The following is a 22,428-nucleotide window of genomic DNA, read 5'->3' as shown; positions in this document are numbered from 1 at the left end:
TAGATATTTGTACACAAACCTTTTATTATGCCAAACAATCCAATTCCTGCAAGCGCAAATAATCCAGCTGATGCATTTTTAAGACTGCTTACCGTTTTAGATACGCTGAGAACGCAATGTCCGTGGGATAAAAAACAAACTATGGAAACGCTTAGGCACTTAACCATTGAAGAAACTTACGAGCTTTCTGACGCCATTTTAGACGGCGACATTGAAGAAATCAGAAAGGAGCTCGGCGATGTCATGATGCATCTGGTTTTTTACTCCAGGATTGCTTCAGAAAATGGTGATTTCAACATTACAGATGTATTAAATGGTGTTTGCGATAAACTCGTAAACCGCCATCCGCACATTTATGGTGATGTTGAGGTCCGGGATGAAGAAGATGTAAAACGAAACTGGGAACAGATTAAGCTTAAAGAAGGCAATAAATCTGTTTTAGCGGGTGTTCCTGCATCGTTACCAGCATTGGTTAAAGCCGCTCGCATTCAGGAAAAAGCACGCGGAGTGGGTTTCGATTGGGAAAATAAAAGCCAGGTTTGGGAAAAAGTTGAAGAAGAATTACAAGAATTTAAAGCTGAATTTAATGCAAATGATAGCGATTTTGATGCAGAACGCGCAGAAGCAGAATTTGGCGATGTTTTATTTTCATTGATAAATTACGCACGTTTTATCAATATTAACCCTGAAAATGCGCTGGAGAAAACCAATAAAAAATTCATAAAACGCTTTCAATATCTGGAAAACAAAGCAAATGAAAATGGCAAAGCACTTTCTGATATGACACTTGCAGAAATGGACGTATACTGGAACCAAGCCAAGAAACTTTAAAATCGCAAATTTAATATAAATTTTGCGAATGAGATCGCAAAATTTATATTAAATTTGCGATTATGGTAAACAGAATTTTATCAAAGTGGATTGTTTCCAATCTGCAAGACCGCAAATCAATCATGATACTTGGTCCGCGCCACAGCAAATTTCTAGCAATTTTAATACTCCAGTAACCATTTGGAATGGCGACGACGCCGATATTCGTACTTGGTTAATCGACCCAAATTCAACACTGCTCAGATCATTATTGGGTGCAACCAAAACGCTGATTATTGATGAGGCGCAACGAATTCAGAACATTGGTTTACTTATAAAAATTATCGTTGACCAAATCCCTGAGATTAAAGTAATTGCCACGGGATCATCGTCATTTGAATTGGCAAATCAAATTAATGAGCCTTTAACCGGCCGTAAATGGGAGTATAATTTATTGCCCTTTTCTTTTCAAGAAATGGTGAATACGCACGGGTTTTTAACAGAAACCCGCCTGGTTAATCAAAGGTTAATTTATGGCTATTATCCAGAAGTGGTAAACAATTTAGGTCATGAAGAAATTAGACTAAAGCAACTTGCAAATAGCTACTTATATAAAGATATTTTAGCATGGGATAAAATTCAGAAACCAGATAAAATGGAAAAATTAGTACAGGCACTTGCTTTTCAGGTTGGCAGTGAAGTATCTTATCATGAACTCGGACAAATTACAGGACTGGATAATCAAACTACGGAAAAGTATATCGATTTGTTAGAAAAAGCTTTCATTATTTTCAGGTTAAATTCTTTAAGCCGAAATCTTCGAAATGAATTAAAAAAAAGTAGAAAAATCTATTTCTATGACAATGGAATTCGTAATGCGGTCATTAACCAATTTAGTCCGGCAACATTGAGACAAGACATCGGGCAATTATGGGAGAATTTTGTGATTAGTGAGCGACAAAAGATGCTTGCCTACGAGCAAATCAATTGCAATAAGTATTTTTGGCGTACACACGCTCAGCAAGAAATAGATTACATCGAGGAAAAAAACGGAATAATGACCGCCTACGAAATTAAATGGAATGCGAAGACCAAGGTAAAATTTCCGAAAAGTTTTTTAGAAGCCTATGAAAATGTCCAAACTAAAGTCATTTCTCCGGAGACTTTTACAGAATTTTTGTTAATGCCAAATCAATAAAATTCCCCATCAACATAAAACCATTTTCCGTTTTCCTTCCGGAAATTTGACCTTTCGTGAAGAACTTCCAAGTTAAAATTTCTGCCCAGGTAATACGCCTTAAATTCCACCACAGTTTCAACAGCAAATACAATTTCTAATTTTACCCATTTGGTATTTTTTGCGCTTTTCAGATAAGCTTTTTTACTGTTTCCGTTTCTTTTTAAAGGATCTGTGGTTTCATAAAGATAATCTGCCTGCTGCTTAACAAAAGCGCTGTAACGCGAGCGCATTAGCGCTTCTGCTGTTGGTGCATATTCTTTATTGAGGTGATAAGGGGCACAACAACCTGCATAAGGTTTTCCGCTTCCGCAGGCACAATCCATTTTGATCAGTTTTAAATTTATTTAAAATAATAAGATGCGTTCATTTTCGCATTAGGTTCAAAATTATCGTAAATCATTTTAATCCCATCTGTAAAACGATAACTATTTTCAATTTTTGATTTCAAACCGTTAATTGCCAAACATTCATCCTTACTGAAATAAAAACTATGCTGATTTAGAAAAGCCATCACGCGGTTGTATTTGCTTCTATCTTTAGGTTCAGAAATACTAAGCACTTCCAGTTCTTTAATTTTTTCCAAAATCGCCGAATGGTTTACCTGGTCTTTTAATTCGGGTATTAAGTTGATCATTCCATCTTCAGAAAGGACAACCAGCACAATGCCCGCTTTTTTTTCCATATGTTCATAATACCGTAAAGCCGAATTGAATCGCGCACCGCGCGATGAATCTCCGTAATGATTGGCAATTCCATCCAATATTACACCAATGCCGTAACAAATACTATTGGTGTCTAACAAAATTGCACCATCAATTGAACTTAGTTGCCCAACCAAGGTTTTATTCAGTTGAATAGGTTTTATCTTGAAAGATTGTTTGCTCAGGCGTTCTGCTTCTTGCTCTGCTGCAGATGAAATGGCCAGAATAGTGCCGTGTTTTTGTTTAGTTGCTTCTAATGTAATCTCCCAAAGAGCATGAATCCTTTCACGTGCAATCTCCGGAAAGGTTCTGGAAATAGTAGAATAAAAGCGCTCTTTGTTGATTTGTTCGTTGTATAAACTTGGCGTACGAAAGGCTACAGAAATTAATATTTTCCCGTTATGCAGTGCCTCCCAATGAAAGTGTTTGGTGAAATGAATAACAAATAAAGACTCGTTATGTGCATTGTATTTGCCCACCAATCTGCCCAGTCCGTAAATAAATACCGAATCTGAAATGAGCCAGTGTTTATGATCGGCCAGTTCCAGAAATTTACGTACTTTTCTAAAATCTGTAATATGAATGGGCTCTTCTAAAGCCATTGCAAGTTTCACATTTGGATGATCTCGGTGGGCAACAATCATTTTCCCTAATCCTTCTTCGCCTTCATATTTAAGAGAAGAAATGCTATTGCAGGCTTCATATAAAACATGTAGATTGTGCGCATTTCTACCAGCAAGAGAAATGGTGGTCATAAAATTATGGGCCGCAGTATTCACCAGTTCATCTCTACCTTTAGATAATATGTTAAACTCGAATTGTGATTTGGCTTTTAGCGCATTGTTGCTGGCATCAAGATAGGTTTGAATAATGCTTTCAATAAAAGAACGGCTTGTTTTAAAACCATCTACGGTTGATTTCTGGCTTTGGCTCAAAGTATAAAAGCCATTCATCACCTTTTTATTCAGCTCGGTAATTACAAAAACAAGATAGCCATTGATCCGCGCTGGTGATGATACAAAAGTTTCTACCAACAGATTTTTTGGTTGCTTGCGTAAGGTTCTCTGAATTTCTGCTAAAACAGAATTGCCTAGTGTTTCTAAAATATCCGATTCTGTATCTACACCTGCCCATTCATCAATTATTTTCAGGTAACTTTCTACAGTTTTATTGATGTGTAAAAAATGAAGCGGACAATAACCGCAATCCTCACATTCCAGATTAACAAATGCGCCTTTTGAAGACGGATCAATATTTACCCCTAAAATGAAAACCTTAGGCATTAACCTTTCATCTAATGAATTGAAAAGTTCTTCTGCCGCCACCTGAAGTGAAATCTGACAATGCAACTGCTGCGCCCACATTAAATTATCGTAATTTTCCATACGTTATTTTAAATCTAATTAGGTACAGTTTTTACATCGTTCTTTTTCTTCAAATATATTAAAAGCGTAGCCAGCAGATTGTTAATAAAAAGTTAATGCGTTTTAAATTTTATCTGGATTGGCTTAAACCAATGCATAAAGCATCATTTATGTATCTTTGCTTAGATTTTTTATTTTGAGATACTTTTTTCACATCGCCTATCAAGGTCAGCATTACAATGGCTGGCAAAAACATCCAAGTGCCATTAGTGTTCAAGGCACGCTGGAGCAGGTTCTACAGCAAATTCTTAAAGTACCAACGCCAATTAATGGTTGCGGGCGCACAGATGCACATGTACATGCCAGCCAGTTTTTCTTCCATGCGGATATTGAGCAGGATTTTGATTTTGATCTCGCTTTCAGAATGAATAAAGCTTTGCCCCAAAACATCGCAATTTTTGACATCATTAAAATGGATGGCCAGCAACACGCCCGTTTTGAAGCTGTTCAACGCCAGTATGATTATTTCTTACATACTTACAAAGATCCTTTTTTAAGTACGCAAAGTTCTTTATACCTCAATGCAGATCTGAATCTATCCCAAATGAAGGCTGTTGTTGCCCTCCTGCCGAAATACAAAGATTACCGCGCCTTTTGTACTCAGCCAAATAAATATGAACATACTATTTGCAACGTGATGGAAGCAGGTTTGTTTGTAAATGCAAAAGCAGACCGCATTCGTTTTCACATTGCCAGTAATCGTTTTTTAAGCAAAATGATTCGCATTTTGATGGGCAAAATCTTAAAAGTTGGCAAAGGCGAAATGAGTGTTGATGAATTTGAAAATTTGCTGATTACTTTAGAAACGCCTAAAACTTTAGATCCGGCGCACGCTACAGGTCTATACCTTTCTAAAGTCAGTTATCCATATCTTAACCTTGCCCCGCGTACAGAGTTTCTTACAGCTATGCAAGGAACCAACTGGCTGGAGGTTTAGTTACTTAAACCGAATGGCTTTTAATGGAGAAACTTTGCTGATAAGTAACGATGGAATAATCAAAACAATTAAGCACAAAATGGCCGTTGTAAGATTTAGGAAAATAACATCAGTTGCATGAAATTCTACCGGTGCATAAGCCAGAAAGTAAGAAGACTGATCGAGCTTAAAAATATGTGTTTGCTGTTGCAGAAAACCCAACCCCAAACCAAGAATATTCCCCAATAGCAGGCCAATTCCAATTAGATACGCGGCATTATAGAGGAAAATTTTCATAATGCTCCAGTTGTTTGCACCAAATGATTTAAGCATTCCGATCATATTGGTACGCTCAAGAATCATAATTAGCAATGCAGTAATCATATTAATTACACCAACAATCAACATTAAAATTAAAATTACGCGGGTATTTACATCCAGCAAACCTAGCCAGGTAAATATATTCGGGAAGTTCTCTTTAATAGAATATGAACGCAGGTTTCTGGGCAGGTTTTCAAAAATACCCTGTGCTACGGCGTCCAGTTTACTAAAATCTTTAATGCGGATTTCAATCCCGCCAACTTCCCCGTTTTCCCACTTATTAAGTCTTTTAACAATGTTGATATTGCCCAGCACAAAACCTTTATCAATATCTTCAACACCAATAGAATACACGCCAACAATTTTAAATTTCCGTGGCCTCAGTTGATTTTGTACAAAGTACATGATAAAATCGTCGCCGCTTTTCAGCTTTAATCTTTTGGCAGTATAATCAGAAATCAACAATTCTTGCATTGCGGCAGTACTATCGGCAAAGTTTATTACCCGGCCATTCAGTAAATGTTTACGGATATAATCCCACCGGTAATCTTTATCCACACCTTTAAAATTAATTCCCTCAATTTCTTTATTAGCAGAAAGTATGGCTGGTTTTGTAGCAAAAGGATAGAAATACGCTACGTTTTTATTGCTTCGAAGTTGCTTTCTGGTTTCTTCATCCAAACGGAAAGGTGTATGCTCAAATGAATTATTCAGATCGTATCGGGTAATTTGAACATCGCCCAGATAACCGCGTACTTTGTCCTGAATTTCAGTTTTAAAACCTTTGATGATGGCCACGCTCAAAATCATTACCGCAAGACTGAGCATAACCCCTGCAATGGCAATCCGTACAATGAGCTTAGAGAATGTACGTTCTGATTTTATGGCTACCCGCCGGGCGATGAAATATTCGAAGTTCAATTTGATAATTTTACTAACTTAGCAAAAATGCTTAATTCTATTTAATTAAAGGCATTCTTCTATAAATTAATCCATTTGTTCAAGAAATTTGTTGTTGAAACCGGAAATCAATTCACAGATAAATGATAGAAAACACATGAAAAGATATACAAGTTTTGTTTTGATGAGCTTAATTGCATTTACCGCCTGCGGGCAAGTGCCAAAAGCAAATGATGATAACGAAAAGGCGAATACAACCCCACATTCAACCCACACATCTGACAACAACGTACCCGCAGTTGGTGCCATCCGTACGGGTGCAGAGCAAACGGAAAAATACCTGCCATTACTGAAAGGAAAACGCATAGGTATGGTTGTAAATCCAACATCTATTATTGGCAAAGAAACAACGGTAGATAGTTTGCTAAAACGCGGCGTTAAAATCCAGAAAATTTTTGGACCAGAACATGGCTTTCGCGGCAATGCAAGTGCCGGCGTAGATGTTGATGACGCTGTTGATACCAAAACCGGTATAAAAGCCATTTCATTATATGGCAAACACAGCACGCCTACTGCAGAAGACCTGGCAGATATAGACGTTATGATATTTGATATTCAGGATGTTGGCGTAAGATTCTATACTTATATTAACACGCTGCAACACGTAATGGAGGCTTGTGCATTAAATAAGAAAGAGGTGTTAATTCTGGATCGCCCGAACCCCAATGGATATTTAATAGACGGACCAATATTAGATCCTAAATATAAATCGGGTATTGGTATTCAGCCTATTCCTATTGCGCATGGTTTAACCGTTGGTGAATATGCACAAATGCTAAACGGCGAAGGCTGGTTGAAAGACAAAATAAAATGCAAAATAACGGTGATCAAAAATGCAAACTACAACCATGATATGGAGTATGAGTTGCCTGTAAAACCATCACCTAACCTAAATACACAGCAAGCCATATTGCTTTATCCAACAACTTGCTTGTTTGAAGGAACTTACCTAAACCACGGACGTGGCACCTTATTTCCATTTACAATTGTTGGTGCGCCTTATCTAAAGGGTAAATTCGATTTCAGTTTTACGCCGAAAAGTATAAAAGGCATGTCAGAAACGCCATTGTTTCAAAATCAGGTTTGTTACGGACTGGATTTGCGAACATATGATGTGGCAAAACTGCGTGAATCCAGACAACTCAATCTAAGTTGGTTATTAGAACTTTATCAGGCCTCGCCGAAAAAAGAAGACTTTTTCAACACCAAACTGAGTAAAGAAATGGGGGTAATAGAAAGATTAGTTGGTGTAGCAGATTTCAGGCAACAAGTAATTGATGGAAAATCTGAAGCTGAAATTAGAGCAAGCTGGGCGCCAGGATTAGAATCCTATAAAAAAAGGCGTAAAAAATATTTATTGTATCCATAAACAATGTGGTAAAAGTAGTGTTGTATAAACAGGATTAAAAAACAGTGGGGCAATGGACAAACGTTCGTTGCTTCACCTTTTTAGAAAGGAATACAATCATGACTGGACCAAAAGAAAAAAGCGATAAACCCGGAAGTAATTACGAAGAAGAAGTGCCGAAAGGACGAGAACCGGTAGACCATAAAACGGTTAGAAAACCCAACGACAGTTTACCCAATAAAGCGCCTAAAACAAAAGAGCCGGCAAAACAACGGGAGCAAGAAGAACAACCGGTACAACCTATCAAGAAAGCACCCAGCAAAGATCAATAACCGATGTAAGTCATCGGTTTTTTTATGTGTTGATTTTTAAGGCGAAATAAAAGGTAGAACCTTTCCCCTCTTCACTATTTAGCCAGATTCTACCGCCTTCTTGTTTAATAATTTCTGCAGAAATGAATAAACCGAGGCCAAGGCCAGAATACGTATGTTGCAGGTTTCCGCTTACGCGATAAAACTGATCGAAAACAAAAGGTTGAGATTCTGTATCAATACCAACACCAAAATCCTGTACACTCAAAATCACCTCATCATTAATTACAACGGCATTAACTATAATGGGATTGGCATCTATTGAGTATTTTATTGCATTAGACAAAAAGTTAATCAAAACCTGGCCAATTCGCTCTTTATCGTAAAATAACGTGGCGCCGGTTTGCAAACTGGCCATAATTTCATGCTGCGAGGTTGTGTGTTGAATGACTTCAATAATTTCTCCGATAAGTTCATCAAATTCAAAATGTATAGGAGAAAATGCCATCCTTCCGGATTGAATTTTGGTTACATCAAGCAAATCGCCAATCAGGGTTGTCAACCGGTTAATCTGAAGATCCATTTTCTTGACCATATCTGCCTTACCTGCGTCGCCATCATTTCTAATCATCCGCTCCAAAACCTGCGCATATGCCTTAATACTGGTTACGGGTGTTTTAAGTTCATGACTGGCAATACCAAGGAAATTGTCTTTTTGTTTCTGCAACATGACCTGGTTGGTTACATCCATTGCGGCATGCAAAATTGCATAAACTTCGCCCTGTGCATTTCTTAAAGGCTTATAGGTAAAATTAAACCAGGAAGTTTTAAGCTTACCATCTACCAGCAATTCTGCCGATTGTTGATCGGCATGATAGGCTTTACCAGAGCGAAAGACTTCTTTAAGAATATCTATAAATGGTTGCTCCACCAACTCTGGAATTGCCTTTTCCATTGGATGACCAATTACTTCTGTACCGCGACCCCAAAATTTTAACATTTCTGCGTTGGCAAGTTTTATTATGATATCTTCTGTTTCATAGTAGGCCGTTGCAATAGGCATTTCGAGTAAAAGATTTTTAAATCGATCTTCGCTTTTAACGATTTCCTGCCTTGAGTTTACTTGTGGCGTTACTTCGCTTGCTACAATCATAATTCCGCTAACCTGGCCATTTTTATCGCGTAATGGATCGTAAACAAAGTTGAAATAGTAGTCGCTCAACAAGCCTTGATGTTCCAGTTTTGCGAGTGCTTCTGAATCGTAATGCGCAATACCAGTTTCGTAAACCTGGTGAAGAATACCTGGAAAAGACTGACCTACAATTTCCGGCAATGCTTCTAAAAGTGGCATTCCAAGTACCGAAGTTGTTTTGCCCCACACGCGCAAAAGCTCATCATTGGCTTGTTCAATTTTTAATTCGGGACCGCGCAAAATGCCAATGGCAATAGGTGCACCTTGAATCATCTGACGGAAAAGCTCTTCACTTTCTTCAATCTGAAGCCGTGTGTTCACCAAATCCGTCACATCAGTTGCATTATTTAAAATTGCCCAAACTTCGCCTTGCGCATTTTTAAGTGGTTTATATGTAAAATCGAAATAGTAATTGACCAGCACACCATCTTTGCTTAAAGTCACCGCATCTTCTTTGGCTTCATAGGCTTTGCCCGTGGTAAAAACTTGGTTTAAAATTTCCAGAAATGGCTGCCCGTCCAGTTCAGGTACGGCTTCTGCCAATGGCAAGCCAATTACGGACGCATCTTTTCCCCATGCAGAAAGAATTGCACGGTTGGCTACCTGGACAATCATCTCTTTACCCACGTATAAAGCGATGGGCATTGGTGATTCTTCTATAACGATATTAAAGATTTCGGTAGACTCAAAGTTCGCGGTATTCTGCATAATTAAACAAATATAAAAGCTTATTTAGCGCTAGCACGTAAAAATGAGAGCAAAATTTTTTCGTCTGCTTCTAATCCAGTATTTTCAATTTTTTTGGATTTATTCATCTTTTTAAGGTACTTCTCCAAATCGTTATTTTCGTAAGCTGTGATCAGTAAAGGATATACGTAAGAACTTTTACAAACGGCTCTGGTATTGCCCAGTTTTTTTGCTACGCAATCTAAAACCTGTACAACCATTTTTTTTGTATTTAATGCCACTCCTTCGTCTACACTGCAATTTGCAAACTGCCTTAGTGCTTCCAAAGTCCCACCCCATGTCCGGAAATCTTTTGCGGTAAAATCGCTTCCGGTTATTTCTTTAATATACTGGTTAATTTTTCCGGAATCTACTCCTGTATGGTTTTTTCCATCGGTATAAAACTGAAACAATTCCTGCCCCGGAATGTCTCGGCATTTTTTTATTAAACGGGCTAAAGACCTGTCGTTCAACTGAACACTTTGTTTAACGCCTTTTTTGCCGATAAAATCCATTTTTATCTTGCTGCCTTCAATTTTAACATGTTTATCCCTTAAGGTTGTTAAGCCGAAAGAGCCATATAATTGTTTGTAATTCTCGTTACCTACGCGGATGAGTGTTTTCTGAAGTACATCAACGCAAATGGCCAGAACCTTACGTTCGTCCATTTCTTTTCGTTTTAAATCTTTCAGTAAATTTTTCCTCGCTTGTGGCAAAACCTGGCCAAATTCAAATAAACGGAAATATTTATCTTCTGATCGTCTGCTTACCCATTTCGGATGATATTTGTATTGTTTTCTACCGGCAGCATCTATTCCGGTAACTTGTAAATAAGCATTGGGTTTTGTAGCAATCCAAACATCTTGCCAAGCAGGTGGGATAACCAGCGATTTGATTCGTAAAAGCTGCTTTTCATCTTTTACTTTTTCGCCGCTTTTATCTACATAAATAAACTTTCCAGGCTTCCCATTTCTATAAATACCTGGCATAGAATCGGTAACATATACCAATCCGCTGGCCTTTACAACCTCTTTCCCCTGTACCATTTTAACCTATAAGGATGATTTATTTTTAGTTATTTTGTAAAACACAAATGCGTTTAAACGCGTTGTTTTTTTATCGTTTAGAAACTAACATAATTATATGAAAATAGTTTTCATGGGTACGCCTGATTTTGCCGTGGCCAGTTTAGATGCTTTGATTAAAGCAAATTTTGATGTTGTCGCTGTAGTAACTGCACCGGATAAACCTGCCGGCCGCGGACAGAAACTGAATGAGAGCGCAGTTAAAAAATACGCTGTAGAGCATGAAATTCCGGTATTACAACCTGAGAAACTTAAAAACCCAGAATTCCTGGAAACGCTCAAATCTTACCACGCAGATGTACAAGTAGTGGTTGCATTTAGAATGCTGCCAGAATTGGTCTGGAACATGCCACCAAAGGGCACGATAAATCTCCATGGCTCTTTATTGCCGCAATATCGCGGTGCGGCACCAATTAACCATGCCATTATTAATGGGGAAAAAGAAAGCGGTGTAACTACTTTTTTTCTGACACATGAAATCGATACCGGCAATATTATTCTAAGTGAAACAGTAGCCATAGGCGATGATGAATCTGCCGGCGAATTACACGATAAGTTAATGAATGTTGGTGCGCAGCTGATTGTAACCACCTTGAAAGCTGTAGAAACTGGTATTGTAAATGAGCAGCCGCAGCCGATGAACGATACACTTAAACATGCTCCAAAAATATTTAAAGAAGATTGCAAACTGGATTGGAACCAGTCTGTCCAAACCGTTTACAACAAAATAAGAGGTTTAAGTCCGTACCCTACTGCTTTTACCACGCTGAATGAAAAAATACTGAAGATTTTTGCCGCAGAAATAGAAAATAAAGAACCTGCAATTACACCGGGTGCTTTTTTAACTGATGGAAAAACCTATTTAAAATTTGCAACCAAAGACGGTTTTTTAAAACTGACAGATATCCAGTACGAAGGGAAAAAGAGAATGTCTGTAGAAGATTTTTTACGGGGCGTGCGTTTATAAACCACCCCCGCAAAAATTACTTGTAACGTTAAAATCTATTTAGTTTCTCGCTCAAAAACTTAGAAATTTCATTGAAGTACCGTTTACGGCCATATCCCATAATCCATTGAATACCTTGGGTAGCATTTGTAATGAAAACTTCTTCTGCTTCTTTCAAAATCTCCGGACTAATCTGCGCTTCTATCAGCGGAATATCGTTCATTTTAGCCAATTGCATCACAGCAGTACGCATTACGCCGCTTACACAGCCTTCTGTTAATGCTGGCGTGTATACTTTTTTGTCGTAAACCACGAAAACATTCGCACTAATGCTTTCGCATAAAAAGCCATTTTGATTTAAAATCATGGCTTCATCTAACCGGTTCTGGCTTTTGAAAAGCCCTGCCATGACATAAAGTAACGCGTTAGAAGTTTTATAGTTGGCCAATTTATTGATAGGTTTGGTCATCTCATCAAACACATCTATAATTAATCCTTTACTATTCAGATCATATTGGTTGCTTTTTAACGGAATACCTTCAAGTGTATAGCCTGCTTTATTAATTTCTGGCGTATATACTCCGGAACCTTCGCGGTAAACCGATAACCTGAAACGCACATTTCCATTCCAGCGGTTGCGTTTATTCAGATCGGCAGTTTTCTGCCTTAAAAAATAATCGTCCATTAACGCATGTCCGTCAATTTTTAAAGCTTTCATACCAGCAATTAAGCGATCGGCATGTAAATCTGCAAACTGTAATTTATGGTTTATCATCCGCATACTTTCAAAAAGACCATCGCCGAATTTAAAACCCCGGTTAGACGCCGGGAGCAGAGGCGATTCTACCGCATGAAACTCATCATTAAACAAAAGAAATTGTTGAGACATAGATTAAACGGTAGCGGTATAATTTTGCCATTTTGTTAATGCAGCTTTAAAATCTTCGGGCAATGGAGATTCAAAGTGCATGTATTCTTTGCTCGTAGGATGGATAAAACCAAGCGTTTGCGCATGTAACGCCTGCCTTGGCAACAATTCAAAACAATTGTCTACAAACTGTTTGTATTTATTAAAGGTAGTTCCTTTTAGAATTTTGTCTCCTCCGTACATGGCATCGTTAAAAAGTGGATGGCCAATGTGTTGCATGTGCGCACGGATTTGATGTGTGCGACCGGTTTCCAGCTGGCAGCTAATTAAGGTTACATAACCCAATCGTTCTAAAACGGTATAATGTGTTACAGACCATTTTCCTTTCTCTTCATCATCATAAACATCCATTATGCGCCTGTCTTTCGCACTGCGTCCAATGTATCCGCTTACCGTACCTCCGTCTTCAATATCGCCCCAAACCAAAGCAATGTATTTACGGGTGATGCTGTGGTCAAAAAATTGTTTTGCCAAATGGGTAATAGATTTCTCGTTTTTGCTGATGAGCAACAAACCAGACGTGTCTTTATCGATACGGTGAACCAAACCTGGCCTACCGTCATTTCCGGGCAACTGTGGCAATTGCTCAAAATGGAAAGCCAATGCATTTACCAAAGTACCGGTATAGTTGTTAAACCCAGGATGCACCACCATTCCGGCTACTTTATTTACCACCAGCAAATCATTGTCTTCGTATACAATATCCAGCGGGATATCTTCAGGATAAACCTCGGTATCGCGCGGCGGATGAGGCAAAACCACAGAAATTTCATCAAATGGTTTAACCTTATAACTTGGTTTAATTTGTTTTTGGTTTACCAGTACATTACCGGCATCAATTGCATTTTGAATGCGGTTGCGCGAGGCATTTTCTACCCGAACCATCAGAAACTTATCAATACGGAGTAATGACTGCCCCTTATCTACAACGATCCTTAAATGTTCATACAATTCCTGCTCTTCCGATTCCTGCAATTCAACCACATTTTCCATGCTGCAAAAATAAACTTTTAGATGTATGTTTTGTTGTCATTTTAAATTACCAGGCAACGATTTATTTATATTCTTTAATCCAACATCTAACTTCTATGAGAAATCAAAGGATCTTAAACACCACACTGACGATCAGCATGTTGACATTAGCGAATGGTGTAATGGCACAAACCGATGTAGGTGCATTATTCAAATCCGGGCCGCAAGATGCCACAAAATTAATCAATGCCTACTTTGATCCTTTGTATAAAGGACTTGGCGTCGGCCTTTCAGATGGCTGGACCAATACGGCAAAATCCAAAGGTTTTCTGCGTTTTGAGGTTCGCGTTTCTGCAGGAACGGCATTTGTACCACAAGGCAACCGTTCTTATGATGTAAATACATTGGGTTTGCAAAATATACGGCCGGCAACAGGCTCTGGCTCTGTTGGACCAACCGCTTTTGGCAACGATACAGAAGGCGCGCGCATGCAAGTATATACAAGTAATGGCTTACCTACTACAACATTTTTTAACTTACCACAAGGTTTAGGTTTTCATGTTGTGCCTTCTGCCCAAATACAGGCAACACTTGGCTTACCCAAAAATATAGATATTACCTTAAGGGCAATGCCGAAGATAAAACTAGGAAGCGATCTTGGCGATTTATCCATGATTGGTGTTGGTGCTAAAGTAGAAATTTTGCCACTCATTTTAGGTGCTACAGAAAAATTGGTGCCGGTTGATATTGCCATTGCCGGTGGTTTTACACAATATAAATACCATTTACCGATCAATATTGATAATGCTGCAAACTCCGATCAACGTATTAGCGCCAAATTTAATGGAGTAAATGTTGATGCAATTGTATCTAAACAAATTGCTTTTTTTACACCTTTTGCAAGTATTGGCTATCAAAATGCACAAACCGATCTACGCGCATTGGGCACTTACAGATTTGATACCGGTAACGGAACCTCCGCAACGTACATAGATCCAATTTCGGTAAAACAAACCGACGTAGATGGCGTACGCGCCAGTATTGGTTTCCAGCTAAAATTTGGTTTTTTTAAATTTTATAGTTCATATACCGCAGCGAAATACAATCTGGTAAACGCTGGTATTGCCTTTGGCACCGGACAATAAGTTTTACTATTTACCAGTTTTTATCAAGTGTTTTTTATTTTTGGATGTGTTTACAAATTTAAATAGTGCTGTTGAGCAACTTATCATTTCGCCCTTTTCAAACCTATTCGTAAAACGGGATGATACTATAGATCCGTTTATTTCTGGCAATAAATGGCGAAAGTTGAAGTATCTTCTGGCAGCTGCCAATGCACAGAAAAAAACACATCTGGTTACATTTGGCGGTGCATATTCCAATCACGTACTTGCTACTGCGGCGGCGGCCAGTAAAAGCGGTTTGCGTGCAACAGCTTTTATACGTGGCGAAAGCGTTGTAAATGAAATGTTAAGCATGTGCAGCATTTTTGGAATGGAACTGATTTTTGTTGATCGGGACAGCTATCGCGATAAACATGCACTTTATAACAATCGTTTCGGCAAATATCCGGATACTTTTTTTATTGATGAAGGTGGCGCATCTTTTGAAGCTACAGTTGGTTGTGCAGAAATTATAGAAGAATTGCCAGAGGTATTTGATCACATCTTTTGCGCAGCCGGAACCGGTACAACTGCCGCAGGTTTATTGGCTGGCATACGTACCCAGCGATTGTCAACAAAATTGCACGTTGTGCCTGTATTAAAAGGTGGTTCTTTTATTGGCGAAGAAATAGAAAAGTATTTGCCTTTAGGCGACGATATTGAACTGCACCTGGATTATCATTTCGGAGGATATGCAAAAACAACTCAAGAGCTGATTGCTTTTATAAAAAACTTTGCTAAAACCACCGGAGTCCTAATTGATCCGGTATATACAGCGAAAATGTTTTATGCCATTTCAGACCTGCAAGTGCAAAAAATTCTAAAACCAGATGCTAAAATTCTGGCAATACATACCGGCGGCTTAATGGGAATTTTAGGGATGAAAGAAAAGTTTGCCCAGATTTAAGGTATGCGGCAAATAACATTGCGGCATACCTTAAATTGGATAATTAAGGATTCATAACTTTAATCAAATCATTTGTAACCCGAAAATTTGGTGTAATAATGTTATTGTCATTGAATGAAGAAAGCGGTGCATCGCGATCAATTGCATAACTAAATACGCCACCTTTCCGACTTCCTGTGGGCTGCCATCTTGCATAATCATACGCTCTTCCCGTTCCGTTTTGCGGATAAGTCACATCATTCCAATAATTGCTAGGGTAGCCGTTTTCTTCATAAAAAGAAAAGCCGATTAAGAACTGATCAGCCCTGATGTAAGGCGCAAATGTTGCCCAGGTGGTTTGCAGCGAAGATACATTTCTTCCGTAAGCTTGTAAAAATACATAATTAAGCTCTGTATTAATTTGCCTAAACAGATTATTGGTACCACTTTGGTTGGTATCAAAAGTTAATAGTTTACTTGTGCCAGATTTTGGCCCAAGGTATTTTGACAATTCGTGATATACGCCGGCCAAGTCCTGCAATTCTGTTCCTGTAACCTGCCGTTCAATATCAATATCAAATCCATCGAAATTGTATTCGGCTACGCGGGCCAAAATGGCTTGTGCCGTTGCTGCATAACCTGCAGAATCGCTGGTTGCGCCTTCCAACAAACCTATACTTCCGGTATAAATTACTTTGGTCCCTTTGGCATGTAATGCCGGAATATATTCATTTTTTAAGGCTGTCCAGTACGGCGAATTACCTGGCGTATATGCCGTAAATACAATTGCAATATCCAAACTATCAGGCAATTCAGACATAATAGGGTCGTTTGCATTTCCAGAAACCGTTCTATCCCGCCAGGTGCGGTAAAAACCTACCGAAAGTTGATGTGGTGTATTTTTATATGCAACTAACTGTGCATTCGTTGCCGCTATTGCACCGTTTAAAGGCAAACTTTCTGAAGTTTCTGACTTTTTGCAGCCAAGTTGTGCGCAGGCCATTACAAACATGCACGATAGAAGGATAAGTATTCTTGTATTGATATTTTTCATTTGAGTAGATAAATTTTTGGTTGATGGGATTATAGCCTGAACAGGCGTTTGCCCAAACACACATCATTTTCCCCTATTAACTGTGCGCATTGAAATTGAGCAAACAAAAAATTTATTTAAGCATAAGTTTCTGAATTTAATATCCAACATTTATAATTTTTTGGGGATGTAAGCCTCATGCGCATAAATGATGCTGCGCACCATTAGCGATCATGATTTGCAAAGCGCAGAATTGTACTTCTTAGACTTTGTTTTTGGGATGAACAAATCCGAAGTTAGCAACTGGGTACAATTCAATACCTATTGATCAAACCGATAAACCAATTTTTGATATTGTTAAGCTAGGAATATTCGACTAAGCAGAATTAAGCTATATATTCAAAATATTAAATTAAAAAGTATGTACAAATTTTATCCCGTATTTTGCTTTTATTGAGTTTATATTACTTTTGATGGATTAACAACAAACATGAATCGGGATTTTAGTTCGATCAGTCCTTCGGCGAAGGCTCTTTTATTAACAAAAGCGTTAACCAATATTCCGTTTATGGCAGATGCTGCCCGGATAATATTTGGCGAAATTGATCTGAAAAATGAGCCATTTGATGAGTTGTTTCTAAAACGTCTGATCCATTTTGAAAGCCGATATCTATCGCTCGATAGTGTTTTATTTGCTTCAGGAAGCCTGAATATTCTTGAAATATCCTCTGGTTTCTCTTTCCGCGGACTTAACATGGCCATAAATAATCCGAATATTTTTTACCTCGACACCGATCTTCCACCCGTAATTGCCGATAAAAGCCATTTAATCCAAAACTTCATCCAACAGGAACATCTTCATCTTAAAGGTATACTTGAAACACAAGCTTTAAATGCATTGGATAAAAATGCTTTTGCTGAAGCGGTGCGTTTAATGCCCGCCGGACGCTTGAGCATTATTAACGAAGGTTTACTGATGTACTTAAATCTGGAAGAAAAAAAGGAGCTGTGCGCAATTATTCATCAGGAATTGAAGCAAAGAAATGGCTATTGGATTACAGCGGACATTTACATAAAGAAAGAGATTTACGAAAGCCGGATTCCCGACAGTTTTAACCAATTCCTGGCCAATCATCACGTTGAAGAAAATAAATTTGACAGTTTTGAAGCAGCTGAACAGTTCTTTCTTGAACAAGGTTTTAAACTGGTAACCAAAGCAACATCGGTTTGGCACCAGCTGTCGTCTTTAAAGTATGTGCATCCAGAAATGCTGAAAAAGTGGATGAAACAAATTCAAAGTACTGGGAAAGTTAGAGAAACCTGGGCACTAAAAGCCATTTAAAAACCAGATTAAATTTCTTTGATCCCACATTTGAGTTTAATGAAAAGCACTTTGTTACGCTTGGAGAAGCTGCAAAACAAGGAAATTAACCAGGCTTTCCATTGGTTGAACCTCTGGCAATTACCTGCGGTTCAATGACGATGTGGCGAATCTGTTCATATGGCTTTTCACTTGTAATCATATTCATAAACATTTCGGCACAGGCCTCGCCAATTTGGGCCGGAAATTGGTTTATCGTAGATAAATCTGGTGTAATGTGCTCGGCGAAGGCTTCATTTGCGAAACCAATCACGGCAATTTCTGGCGGCAATTTTTTTAATTCGCGTAATTTTTTAATGGCGCCAAGCGCTGTAAAATCATCGGCGGCAACAATGGCATCTACTTCTGGATTATTTTTCAGAAGTTTTTCAGTTTGATGCATACCATCTTCAATAGAAAGACCTTCAAAAACAACACAATCTTGATTTAAAACTAAATGGTTGTTCAGCAAAGCGTCTTTAAATCCGCGTAAACGTTCGGCAAAAACCCGGATCTGGTTTTTGGTGGTTAACAAGGCAATATTTTTGTAACCTCTATTTATTAAATGCTCTGCAGCCAGATAACCAGCACTGTAATCGTTCAACGTAACGGTTGGCGCTTGTAACGTTTGGTTAATACGATCGAACAAGATTAATGGTTTTTGCGCATCAATCACTTCCTGAAAATGTGCAACATCATCGGTTTGTAATGACATAGAAGCCATAATTCCGTCTACTTGCGCCTCCATAAGTGTCTTTACTCCATTAATTTCATTTTCTAACAATTCTTTAGATTGATATAGAATTATCCGATAACCGTTAATTTTCAATGTTTCTTCAATACTGTGAATAATGGATGCAAAGAAGTGCGCCTCTACCGACGGAACAATAACACCAATGGTATATGTTTTACCAGATTTTAACGCAGACGCCAGTTTATTCGGACTATAATTTAATCTTTTTGCGGCTTCAAAAACTGCGCTGCGTGTGGCCGCGCTTATGGCCGGAAAACCACTTAACGCACGGGAAACTGTAGAAACAGTAACATTAAGTTCTTGCGCAATATCATATATGGTAGTTTTTTTCTTCAAGAAGCGACGGTTATGAGCTGCAATAATATAAAAATCATCCGGTGATTTTTATCCTGCCGGATGATTTTTAATTCACTAAATATACCTGTTGATAAGATTTTCTAAATATTCCTGTTTCCCGCTCATTACAGCTGGCTCACCTTTTTCCGCTGCGTAATTGCGAAGATCTTCTAAACTAAGTTTCCCTTGTTCAAATTCGGCACCTTTTCCGGTGTCGAAAGAAGCATATCTATCCGTTCTTATCTTTTTGTAATCAGACTGCTGCAGAATAGCATCGGCAGTAATTAAGGCACGTGCAAAAATATCCATCCCACCAATGTGGGCATAAAACAAATCTGCCGGATCTGTAGAATTTCTTCTGATTTTGGCATCAAAATTTACGCCTCCGCCTTTAAATCCGCCGCCTTCAAGTATAATCAACATGGTTTCTGTAAGTTCATTAATATCATTCGGGAACTGATCTGTATCCCATCCGTTTTGATAATCTCCTCTGTTTGCATCAATAGAACCCAGTAACCCGTTATCTACTGCCACCTGCAGTTCATGCTGAAACGTATGGCCGGCTAAAGTGGCGTGGTTTACTTCCAGGTTAAGTTTAAAATCATCTAACAAGTCAAATTGTTGCAAAAACCCTTTAACTGTTGCGGCATCATAATCATACTGGTGTTTTGTAGGTTCGCAAGGTTTTGGTTCAATGAAAAAAGTACCTTTAAAGCCTTGTTTGCGGGCGTAATCTTTTGCAGTGTGCAGAAACTTGGCCAAATGCTCTTGTTCGCGTTTCATGTTTGTATTGAGCAAACTCATATAGCCTTCTCGTCCACCCCAGAAAACATAATTTTCTCCACCAAGTGCAATTGTTGCATCAAGCGCAGCTTTAACTTGTGCCGCACCGTGCGCCAATACATGAAAATCTGGATTTGTGGCCGCACCATTCATATACCGTTTATGGCTAAAAAGATTGGCAGTACCCCAAAGCAATTTAATTCCACTTTCAGCCTGCTTCTGTTGGGCATATGCAACCAGTGTTGCCAATCTTTTTTCATTTTCATGAATATCATCTGTATAATCCACCACATCCACATCATGAAAACAATAGTAAGGCAACTGCATTTTGCTCATAAATTCAAATGCAGCATCCATTTTATCTTTTGCGCGTTCTACGGCATCTTTTTTTTCATCCCAAGGGAAAACATGCGTTGCGCCGCCAAAAGGGTCGCTTCCATTTGCATTAAAAGAATGCCAGTACGCACAGGCAAATTTAAAATGTTCTTTCATGGTTTTTCCGGCCACAATTTTCTCTGCATCATACCAGCGAAAAGCCAGCGGATTATCGCTTTTTATTCCTTCATACTGGATTTGATCAATTCCTTTAAAAAATTCTGTTGTACCTGTGGTTACTTTTGTCATGGTTTTAGCTTAATTCATTTAACAATATTTTTTTCCAATCCTGGTATATTTCTTCATAGCCGGTTCCGGTTTTTGGTTCCAGTTCAGCGCGTTTTTCGTGGCTAGAGAAAGCCTCTTCGGCATTTTTAAAAATACCAGAACCAATGCCGGCACCAATTGCTGCTCCAATACTGCCATCGTTGTCATACAATTCTACTGGCACACCTGTTACATCAACAAAAGTCTGCGCAAACACATCACTCAAAAACAAATTGGCTTTTCCGGCCCGGATTACTTTCGGTTCAATTCCATTTTCGCGCATAATATCCAGTCCGTAGCGAAAAGAAAATGCAATTCCCTCTTGTATGGCTCTAAAAATTTCTGGCTGATGATGTACATTCAAATCTATACCGAGCAATTGCGCACCGGTAAACCGGTTGTTTAACATGCGTTCTGCGCCATTCCCAAAAGGCAGCACTTTTAATCCTTTACTGCCATAAACTGTTTTTGCAGAAAGTTGATTAATTTCTTGATAAGACAAATTTGGCGCAAAGTTATTTTTGGCCCATCTGTACATGCTGCCGGTTCCGTTTATGCACAAGAGTACGCCGGTATATGGATTTTTTTCTGTATAGTTGACGTGTGCAAAGGTATTTACGCGCGATTGCGGATCGCATAGCAGCGTATTGCCCACACCGTAAATTACGCCAGATGTTCCGGCGGTTGCTGCCACTTCACCTGGTTTTAACACATTTAAAGAAAGTGCGTTATTGGGCTGATCGCCAGATTTATATGCGATTGGAATACCAGGATTTAAACCTAAAGCATTGGCAACCGTTGACTTCAGTTCTCCGTGAACAGAAAACAAAGGTCTGATTTCGGGAATGTGCGCGGTATCCAATCCATAATAATTCATTACATCTTCAGAAATTGTATTGCTTTTGAAATCCCAGAAAATACCTTCAGAAAGTGCTGAAATACTCGTGGTGACAGATCCGCTCAGTTTCATTGCAATAAAATCGCCAGGAAGCATTATTTTATCAATTTTTCGGTACACGTCTGGCTCATTCTGTTTTACCCAAGCCAGTTTAGATGCAGTGAAATTGCCCGGAGAATTGAGTAAATGCGACAGACATTTCTGCGCTCCAATTTGTTCAAATGCCTGCTGTCCAATATTCACCGCACGGCTATCACACCAGATAATGCTATCGCGCAGTGGATGCTGATTTTGATCTACCACAACCAATCCATGCATTTGATACGAAATTCCAATTGCACAAATATCTTTGGGATCAAACTTACCAGATGCATTTAATTTTAAAATGGCTTGTTGTGCCGAGTGCCACCAATCTTCTGGCGATTGTTCTGCCCAACCACTTTTCAATGATTTTATTTCCGCTTCCCGATCGGGATAATGTGCTGTAGCCACACTTTTTTGCGTACTGACATCTACAACTGCAACTTTAATGGAGGATGTACCAACATCTATTCCTAATAAATACATAAAATGAAGTAAAAAATATTTGGTTATGCAAACGGTTGCATAAATATAGTTCTTAATTCAAAAAGGCCAAATTTCTTTTCATTTTTTTTGATAAAAAAACAGAAAGTAAATAATAGCAAAGCCAGC

The 22,428-nt window shown here is 38.6% G+C and carries 20 protein-coding genes; 9 read left to right on the top strand and 11 right to left on the bottom strand.

Annotated features, from left to right (window positions below; genetic code table 11):
* Positions 1-27 precede the first annotated feature (27 nt).
* Both mazG and ACJVDH_RS04425 read left to right on the top strand, forming a co-directional pair.
* Positions 28-831, top strand: coding sequence for a nucleoside triphosphate pyrophosphohydrolase (gene mazG / locus ACJVDH_RS04430; RefSeq protein ID WP_443946366.1), 804 nt, complete (start codon positions 28-30; stop codon positions 829-831).
* Positions 832-916: 85 nt separating this feature from the next.
* Complete coding sequence (locus ACJVDH_RS04425) at positions 917-2,008, top strand: ATP-binding protein (protein ID WP_443946365.1); 1,092 nt, start codon at positions 917-919, stop codon at positions 2,006-2,008.
* Here the strand turns inward: ACJVDH_RS04425 and ACJVDH_RS04420 are convergent.
* Together ACJVDH_RS04420 and ACJVDH_RS04415 are read right to left on the bottom strand one after the other, a co-directional pair.
* Positions 2,002-2,373, bottom strand: a complete 372-nt coding sequence (locus ACJVDH_RS04420) for a YchJ family protein (RefSeq protein WP_443946364.1) — start codon at positions 2,371-2,373, stop codon at positions 2,002-2,004. The genes ACJVDH_RS04425 and ACJVDH_RS04420 overlap by 7 nt on opposite strands.
* A 17-nt stretch (positions 2,374-2,390) precedes the next feature.
* Positions 2,391-4,136 carry a diadenylate cyclase gene (locus ACJVDH_RS04415; RefSeq protein WP_443946363.1) on the bottom strand — a complete coding sequence of 582 codons (1,746 nt, stop codon included), beginning with the start codon at positions 4,134-4,136 and terminating at the stop codon, positions 2,391-2,393.
* A 175-nt stretch (positions 4,137-4,311) separates the two neighbouring features.
* On the opposite strand from ACJVDH_RS04415, the gene ACJVDH_RS04410 reads away from it, so the two are divergent.
* The gene (locus ACJVDH_RS04410) at positions 4,312-5,112 is read left to right on the top strand and encodes a tRNA pseudouridine synthase A (protein WP_443946362.1); all 801 of its coding nucleotides are present in this window, start codon (positions 4,312-4,314) and stop codon (positions 5,110-5,112) included.
* Here ACJVDH_RS04410 and ACJVDH_RS04405 read toward each other — a convergent pair whose 3' ends face one another.
* Positions 5,113-6,333, bottom strand: a complete 1,221-nt coding sequence (locus tag ACJVDH_RS04405) for an ABC transporter permease (protein WP_443946361.1) — start codon at positions 6,331-6,333, stop codon at positions 5,113-5,115.
* A 136-nt stretch (positions 6,334-6,469) separates the two neighbouring features.
* Between ACJVDH_RS04405 and ACJVDH_RS04400 the strand changes: the two genes are divergently transcribed.
* Positions 6,470-7,741, top strand: coding sequence for an exo-beta-N-acetylmuramidase NamZ family protein (locus ACJVDH_RS04400; RefSeq protein ID WP_443946360.1), 1,272 nt, complete (start codon positions 6,470-6,472; stop codon positions 7,739-7,741).
* 98 nt (positions 7,742-7,839) lie between these two features.
* Positions 7,840-8,052, top strand: coding sequence for a hypothetical protein (locus tag ACJVDH_RS04395; protein ID WP_443946359.1), 213 nt, complete (start codon positions 7,840-7,842; stop codon positions 8,050-8,052).
* 22 nt (positions 8,053-8,074) lie between these two features.
* Here the strand turns inward: ACJVDH_RS04395 and ACJVDH_RS04390 are convergent, their stop codons facing one another.
* Both ACJVDH_RS04390 and ACJVDH_RS04385 read right to left on the bottom strand, forming a co-directional pair.
* Positions 8,075-9,931, bottom strand: a complete 1,857-nt coding sequence (locus ACJVDH_RS04390) for a PAS domain-containing sensor histidine kinase (protein WP_443946358.1) — start codon at positions 9,929-9,931, stop codon at positions 8,075-8,077.
* A gap of 20 nt (positions 9,932-9,951) precedes the next feature.
* The gene (locus ACJVDH_RS04385; RefSeq protein WP_443946357.1) at positions 9,952-10,995 is read right to left on the bottom strand and encodes a DNA topoisomerase IB; all 1,044 of its coding nucleotides are present in this window, start codon (positions 10,993-10,995) and stop codon (positions 9,952-9,954) included.
* Between the two features lie 97 nt (positions 10,996-11,092).
* Here ACJVDH_RS04385 and fmt point away from each other — a divergent pair, with 97 nt between their 5' ends.
* Complete coding sequence (gene fmt, locus ACJVDH_RS04380) at positions 11,093-12,001, top strand: methionyl-tRNA formyltransferase (protein WP_443946356.1); 909 nt, start codon at positions 11,093-11,095, stop codon at positions 11,999-12,001.
* A gap of 28 nt (positions 12,002-12,029) precedes the next feature.
* On the opposite strand, the gene ACJVDH_RS04375 is transcribed toward fmt, so the two are convergent.
* Together ACJVDH_RS04375 and ACJVDH_RS04370 are read right to left on the bottom strand one after the other, a co-directional pair.
* On the bottom strand, positions 12,030-12,869 hold the full coding sequence (locus tag ACJVDH_RS04375; RefSeq protein ID WP_443946355.1) for an aminotransferase class IV: 840 nt from the start codon (positions 12,867-12,869) through the stop codon (positions 12,030-12,032).
* A gap of 3 nt (positions 12,870-12,872) precedes the next feature.
* The gene (locus ACJVDH_RS04370) at positions 12,873-13,901 is read right to left on the bottom strand and encodes an RluA family pseudouridine synthase (protein WP_443946354.1); all 1,029 of its coding nucleotides are present in this window, start codon (positions 13,899-13,901) and stop codon (positions 12,873-12,875) included.
* Positions 13,902-13,996: 95 nt separating this feature from the next.
* Here ACJVDH_RS04370 and ACJVDH_RS04365 point away from each other — a divergent pair, with 95 nt between their 5' ends.
* Together ACJVDH_RS04365 and ACJVDH_RS04360 are read left to right on the top strand one after the other, a co-directional pair.
* On the top strand, positions 13,997-15,025 hold the full coding sequence (locus ACJVDH_RS04365; RefSeq protein WP_443946353.1) for a DUF6588 family protein: 1,029 nt from the start codon (positions 13,997-13,999) through the stop codon (positions 15,023-15,025).
* A gap of 46 nt (positions 15,026-15,071) precedes the next feature.
* On the top strand, positions 15,072-15,950 hold the full coding sequence (locus ACJVDH_RS04360; RefSeq protein ID WP_443946352.1) for a 1-aminocyclopropane-1-carboxylate deaminase/D-cysteine desulfhydrase: 879 nt from the start codon (positions 15,072-15,074) through the stop codon (positions 15,948-15,950).
* A gap of 43 nt (positions 15,951-15,993) precedes the next feature.
* On the opposite strand, the gene ACJVDH_RS04355 is transcribed toward ACJVDH_RS04360, so the two are convergent.
* A complete protein-coding gene (locus ACJVDH_RS04355; RefSeq protein WP_443946351.1) occupies positions 15,994-16,983 on the bottom strand; it encodes an EndoS/ChiA family endoglycosidase in 990 nt (329 codons plus the stop codon).
* Positions 16,984-17,452: 469 nt separating this feature from the next.
* Between ACJVDH_RS04355 and ACJVDH_RS04350 the strand changes: the two genes are divergently transcribed.
* A complete protein-coding gene (locus ACJVDH_RS04350) occupies positions 17,453-18,304 on the top strand; it encodes a hypothetical protein (RefSeq protein WP_443946350.1) in 852 nt (283 codons plus the stop codon).
* Positions 18,305-18,389: 85 nt separating this feature from the next.
* Here ACJVDH_RS04350 and ACJVDH_RS04345 read toward each other — a convergent pair whose 3' ends face one another.
* The 3 genes from ACJVDH_RS04345 to ACJVDH_RS04335 all read right to left on the bottom strand — a co-directional run bounded on the left by ACJVDH_RS04345 (position 18,390) and on the right by ACJVDH_RS04335 (position 22,302).
* Entirely contained in the window at positions 18,390-19,412 is a 1,023-nt protein-coding gene (locus tag ACJVDH_RS04345) for a LacI family DNA-binding transcriptional regulator (RefSeq protein ID WP_443946349.1), read from the bottom strand.
* Between the two features lie 75 nt (positions 19,413-19,487).
* Positions 19,488-20,819 carry a xylose isomerase gene (gene xylA, locus ACJVDH_RS04340; RefSeq protein WP_443946348.1) on the bottom strand — a complete coding sequence of 444 codons (1,332 nt, stop codon included), beginning with the start codon at positions 20,817-20,819 and terminating at the stop codon, positions 19,488-19,490.
* A gap of 4 nt (positions 20,820-20,823) precedes the next feature.
* On the bottom strand, positions 20,824-22,302 hold the full coding sequence (locus ACJVDH_RS04335) for a xylulokinase (protein ID WP_443946347.1): 1,479 nt from the start codon (positions 22,300-22,302) through the stop codon (positions 20,824-20,826).
* Positions 22,303-22,428: the final 126 nt, after the last annotated feature.

This window comes from Pedobacter terrestris, from assembly GCF_052343045.1.
Classification (GTDB): Bacteria; Bacteroidota; Bacteroidia; order Sphingobacteriales; family Sphingobacteriaceae; genus Pedobacter.
The sequence above is the reverse complement of the archived record's forward strand: the minus strand, read 5'-3'. Positions and strand labels throughout refer to the sequence as shown.

Coding starts and splice junctions, on each gene's coding strand:
- mazG (WP_443946366.1), top strand. CDS start 28: ATGCCAAACAATCCAATTCCTGCAAGCGCAAATAATCCAGCTGATGCA.
- ACJVDH_RS04420 (WP_443946364.1), bottom strand. CDS start 2,373: ATGGATTGTGCCTGCGGAAGCGGAAAACCTTATGCAGGTTGTTGTGCC.
- ACJVDH_RS04415 (WP_443946363.1), bottom strand. CDS start 4,136: ATGGAAAATTACGATAATTTAATGTGGGCGCAGCAGTTGCATTGTCAG.
- ACJVDH_RS04400 (WP_443946360.1), top strand. CDS start 6,470: ATGAAAAGATATACAAGTTTTGTTTTGATGAGCTTAATTGCATTTACC.
- ACJVDH_RS04395 (WP_443946359.1), top strand. CDS start 7,840: ATGACTGGACCAAAAGAAAAAAGCGATAAACCCGGAAGTAATTACGAA.
- ACJVDH_RS04390 (WP_443946358.1), bottom strand. CDS start 9,931: ATGCAGAATACCGCGAACTTTGAGTCTACCGAAATCTTTAATATCGTT.
- ACJVDH_RS04385 (WP_443946357.1), bottom strand. CDS start 10,995: ATGGTACAGGGGAAAGAGGTTGTAAAGGCCAGCGGATTGGTATATGTT.
- fmt (WP_443946356.1), top strand. CDS start 11,093: ATGAAAATAGTTTTCATGGGTACGCCTGATTTTGCCGTGGCCAGTTTA.
- ACJVDH_RS04375 (WP_443946355.1), bottom strand. CDS start 12,869: ATGTCTCAACAATTTCTTTTGTTTAATGATGAGTTTCATGCGGTAGAA.
- ACJVDH_RS04370 (WP_443946354.1), bottom strand. CDS start 13,901: ATGGAAAATGTGGTTGAATTGCAGGAATCGGAAGAGCAGGAATTGTAT.
- ACJVDH_RS04365 (WP_443946353.1), top strand. CDS start 13,997: ATGAGAAATCAAAGGATCTTAAACACCACACTGACGATCAGCATGTTG.
- ACJVDH_RS04355 (WP_443946351.1), bottom strand. CDS start 16,983: ATGAAAAATATCAATACAAGAATACTTATCCTTCTATCGTGCATGTTT.
- ACJVDH_RS04350 (WP_443946350.1), top strand. CDS start 17,453: ATGAATCGGGATTTTAGTTCGATCAGTCCTTCGGCGAAGGCTCTTTTA.
- xylA (WP_443946348.1), bottom strand. CDS start 20,819: ATGACAAAAGTAACCACAGGTACAACAGAATTTTTTAAAGGAATTGAT.
- ACJVDH_RS04335 (WP_443946347.1), bottom strand. CDS start 22,302: ATGTATTTATTAGGAATAGATGTTGGTACATCCTCCATTAAAGTTGCA.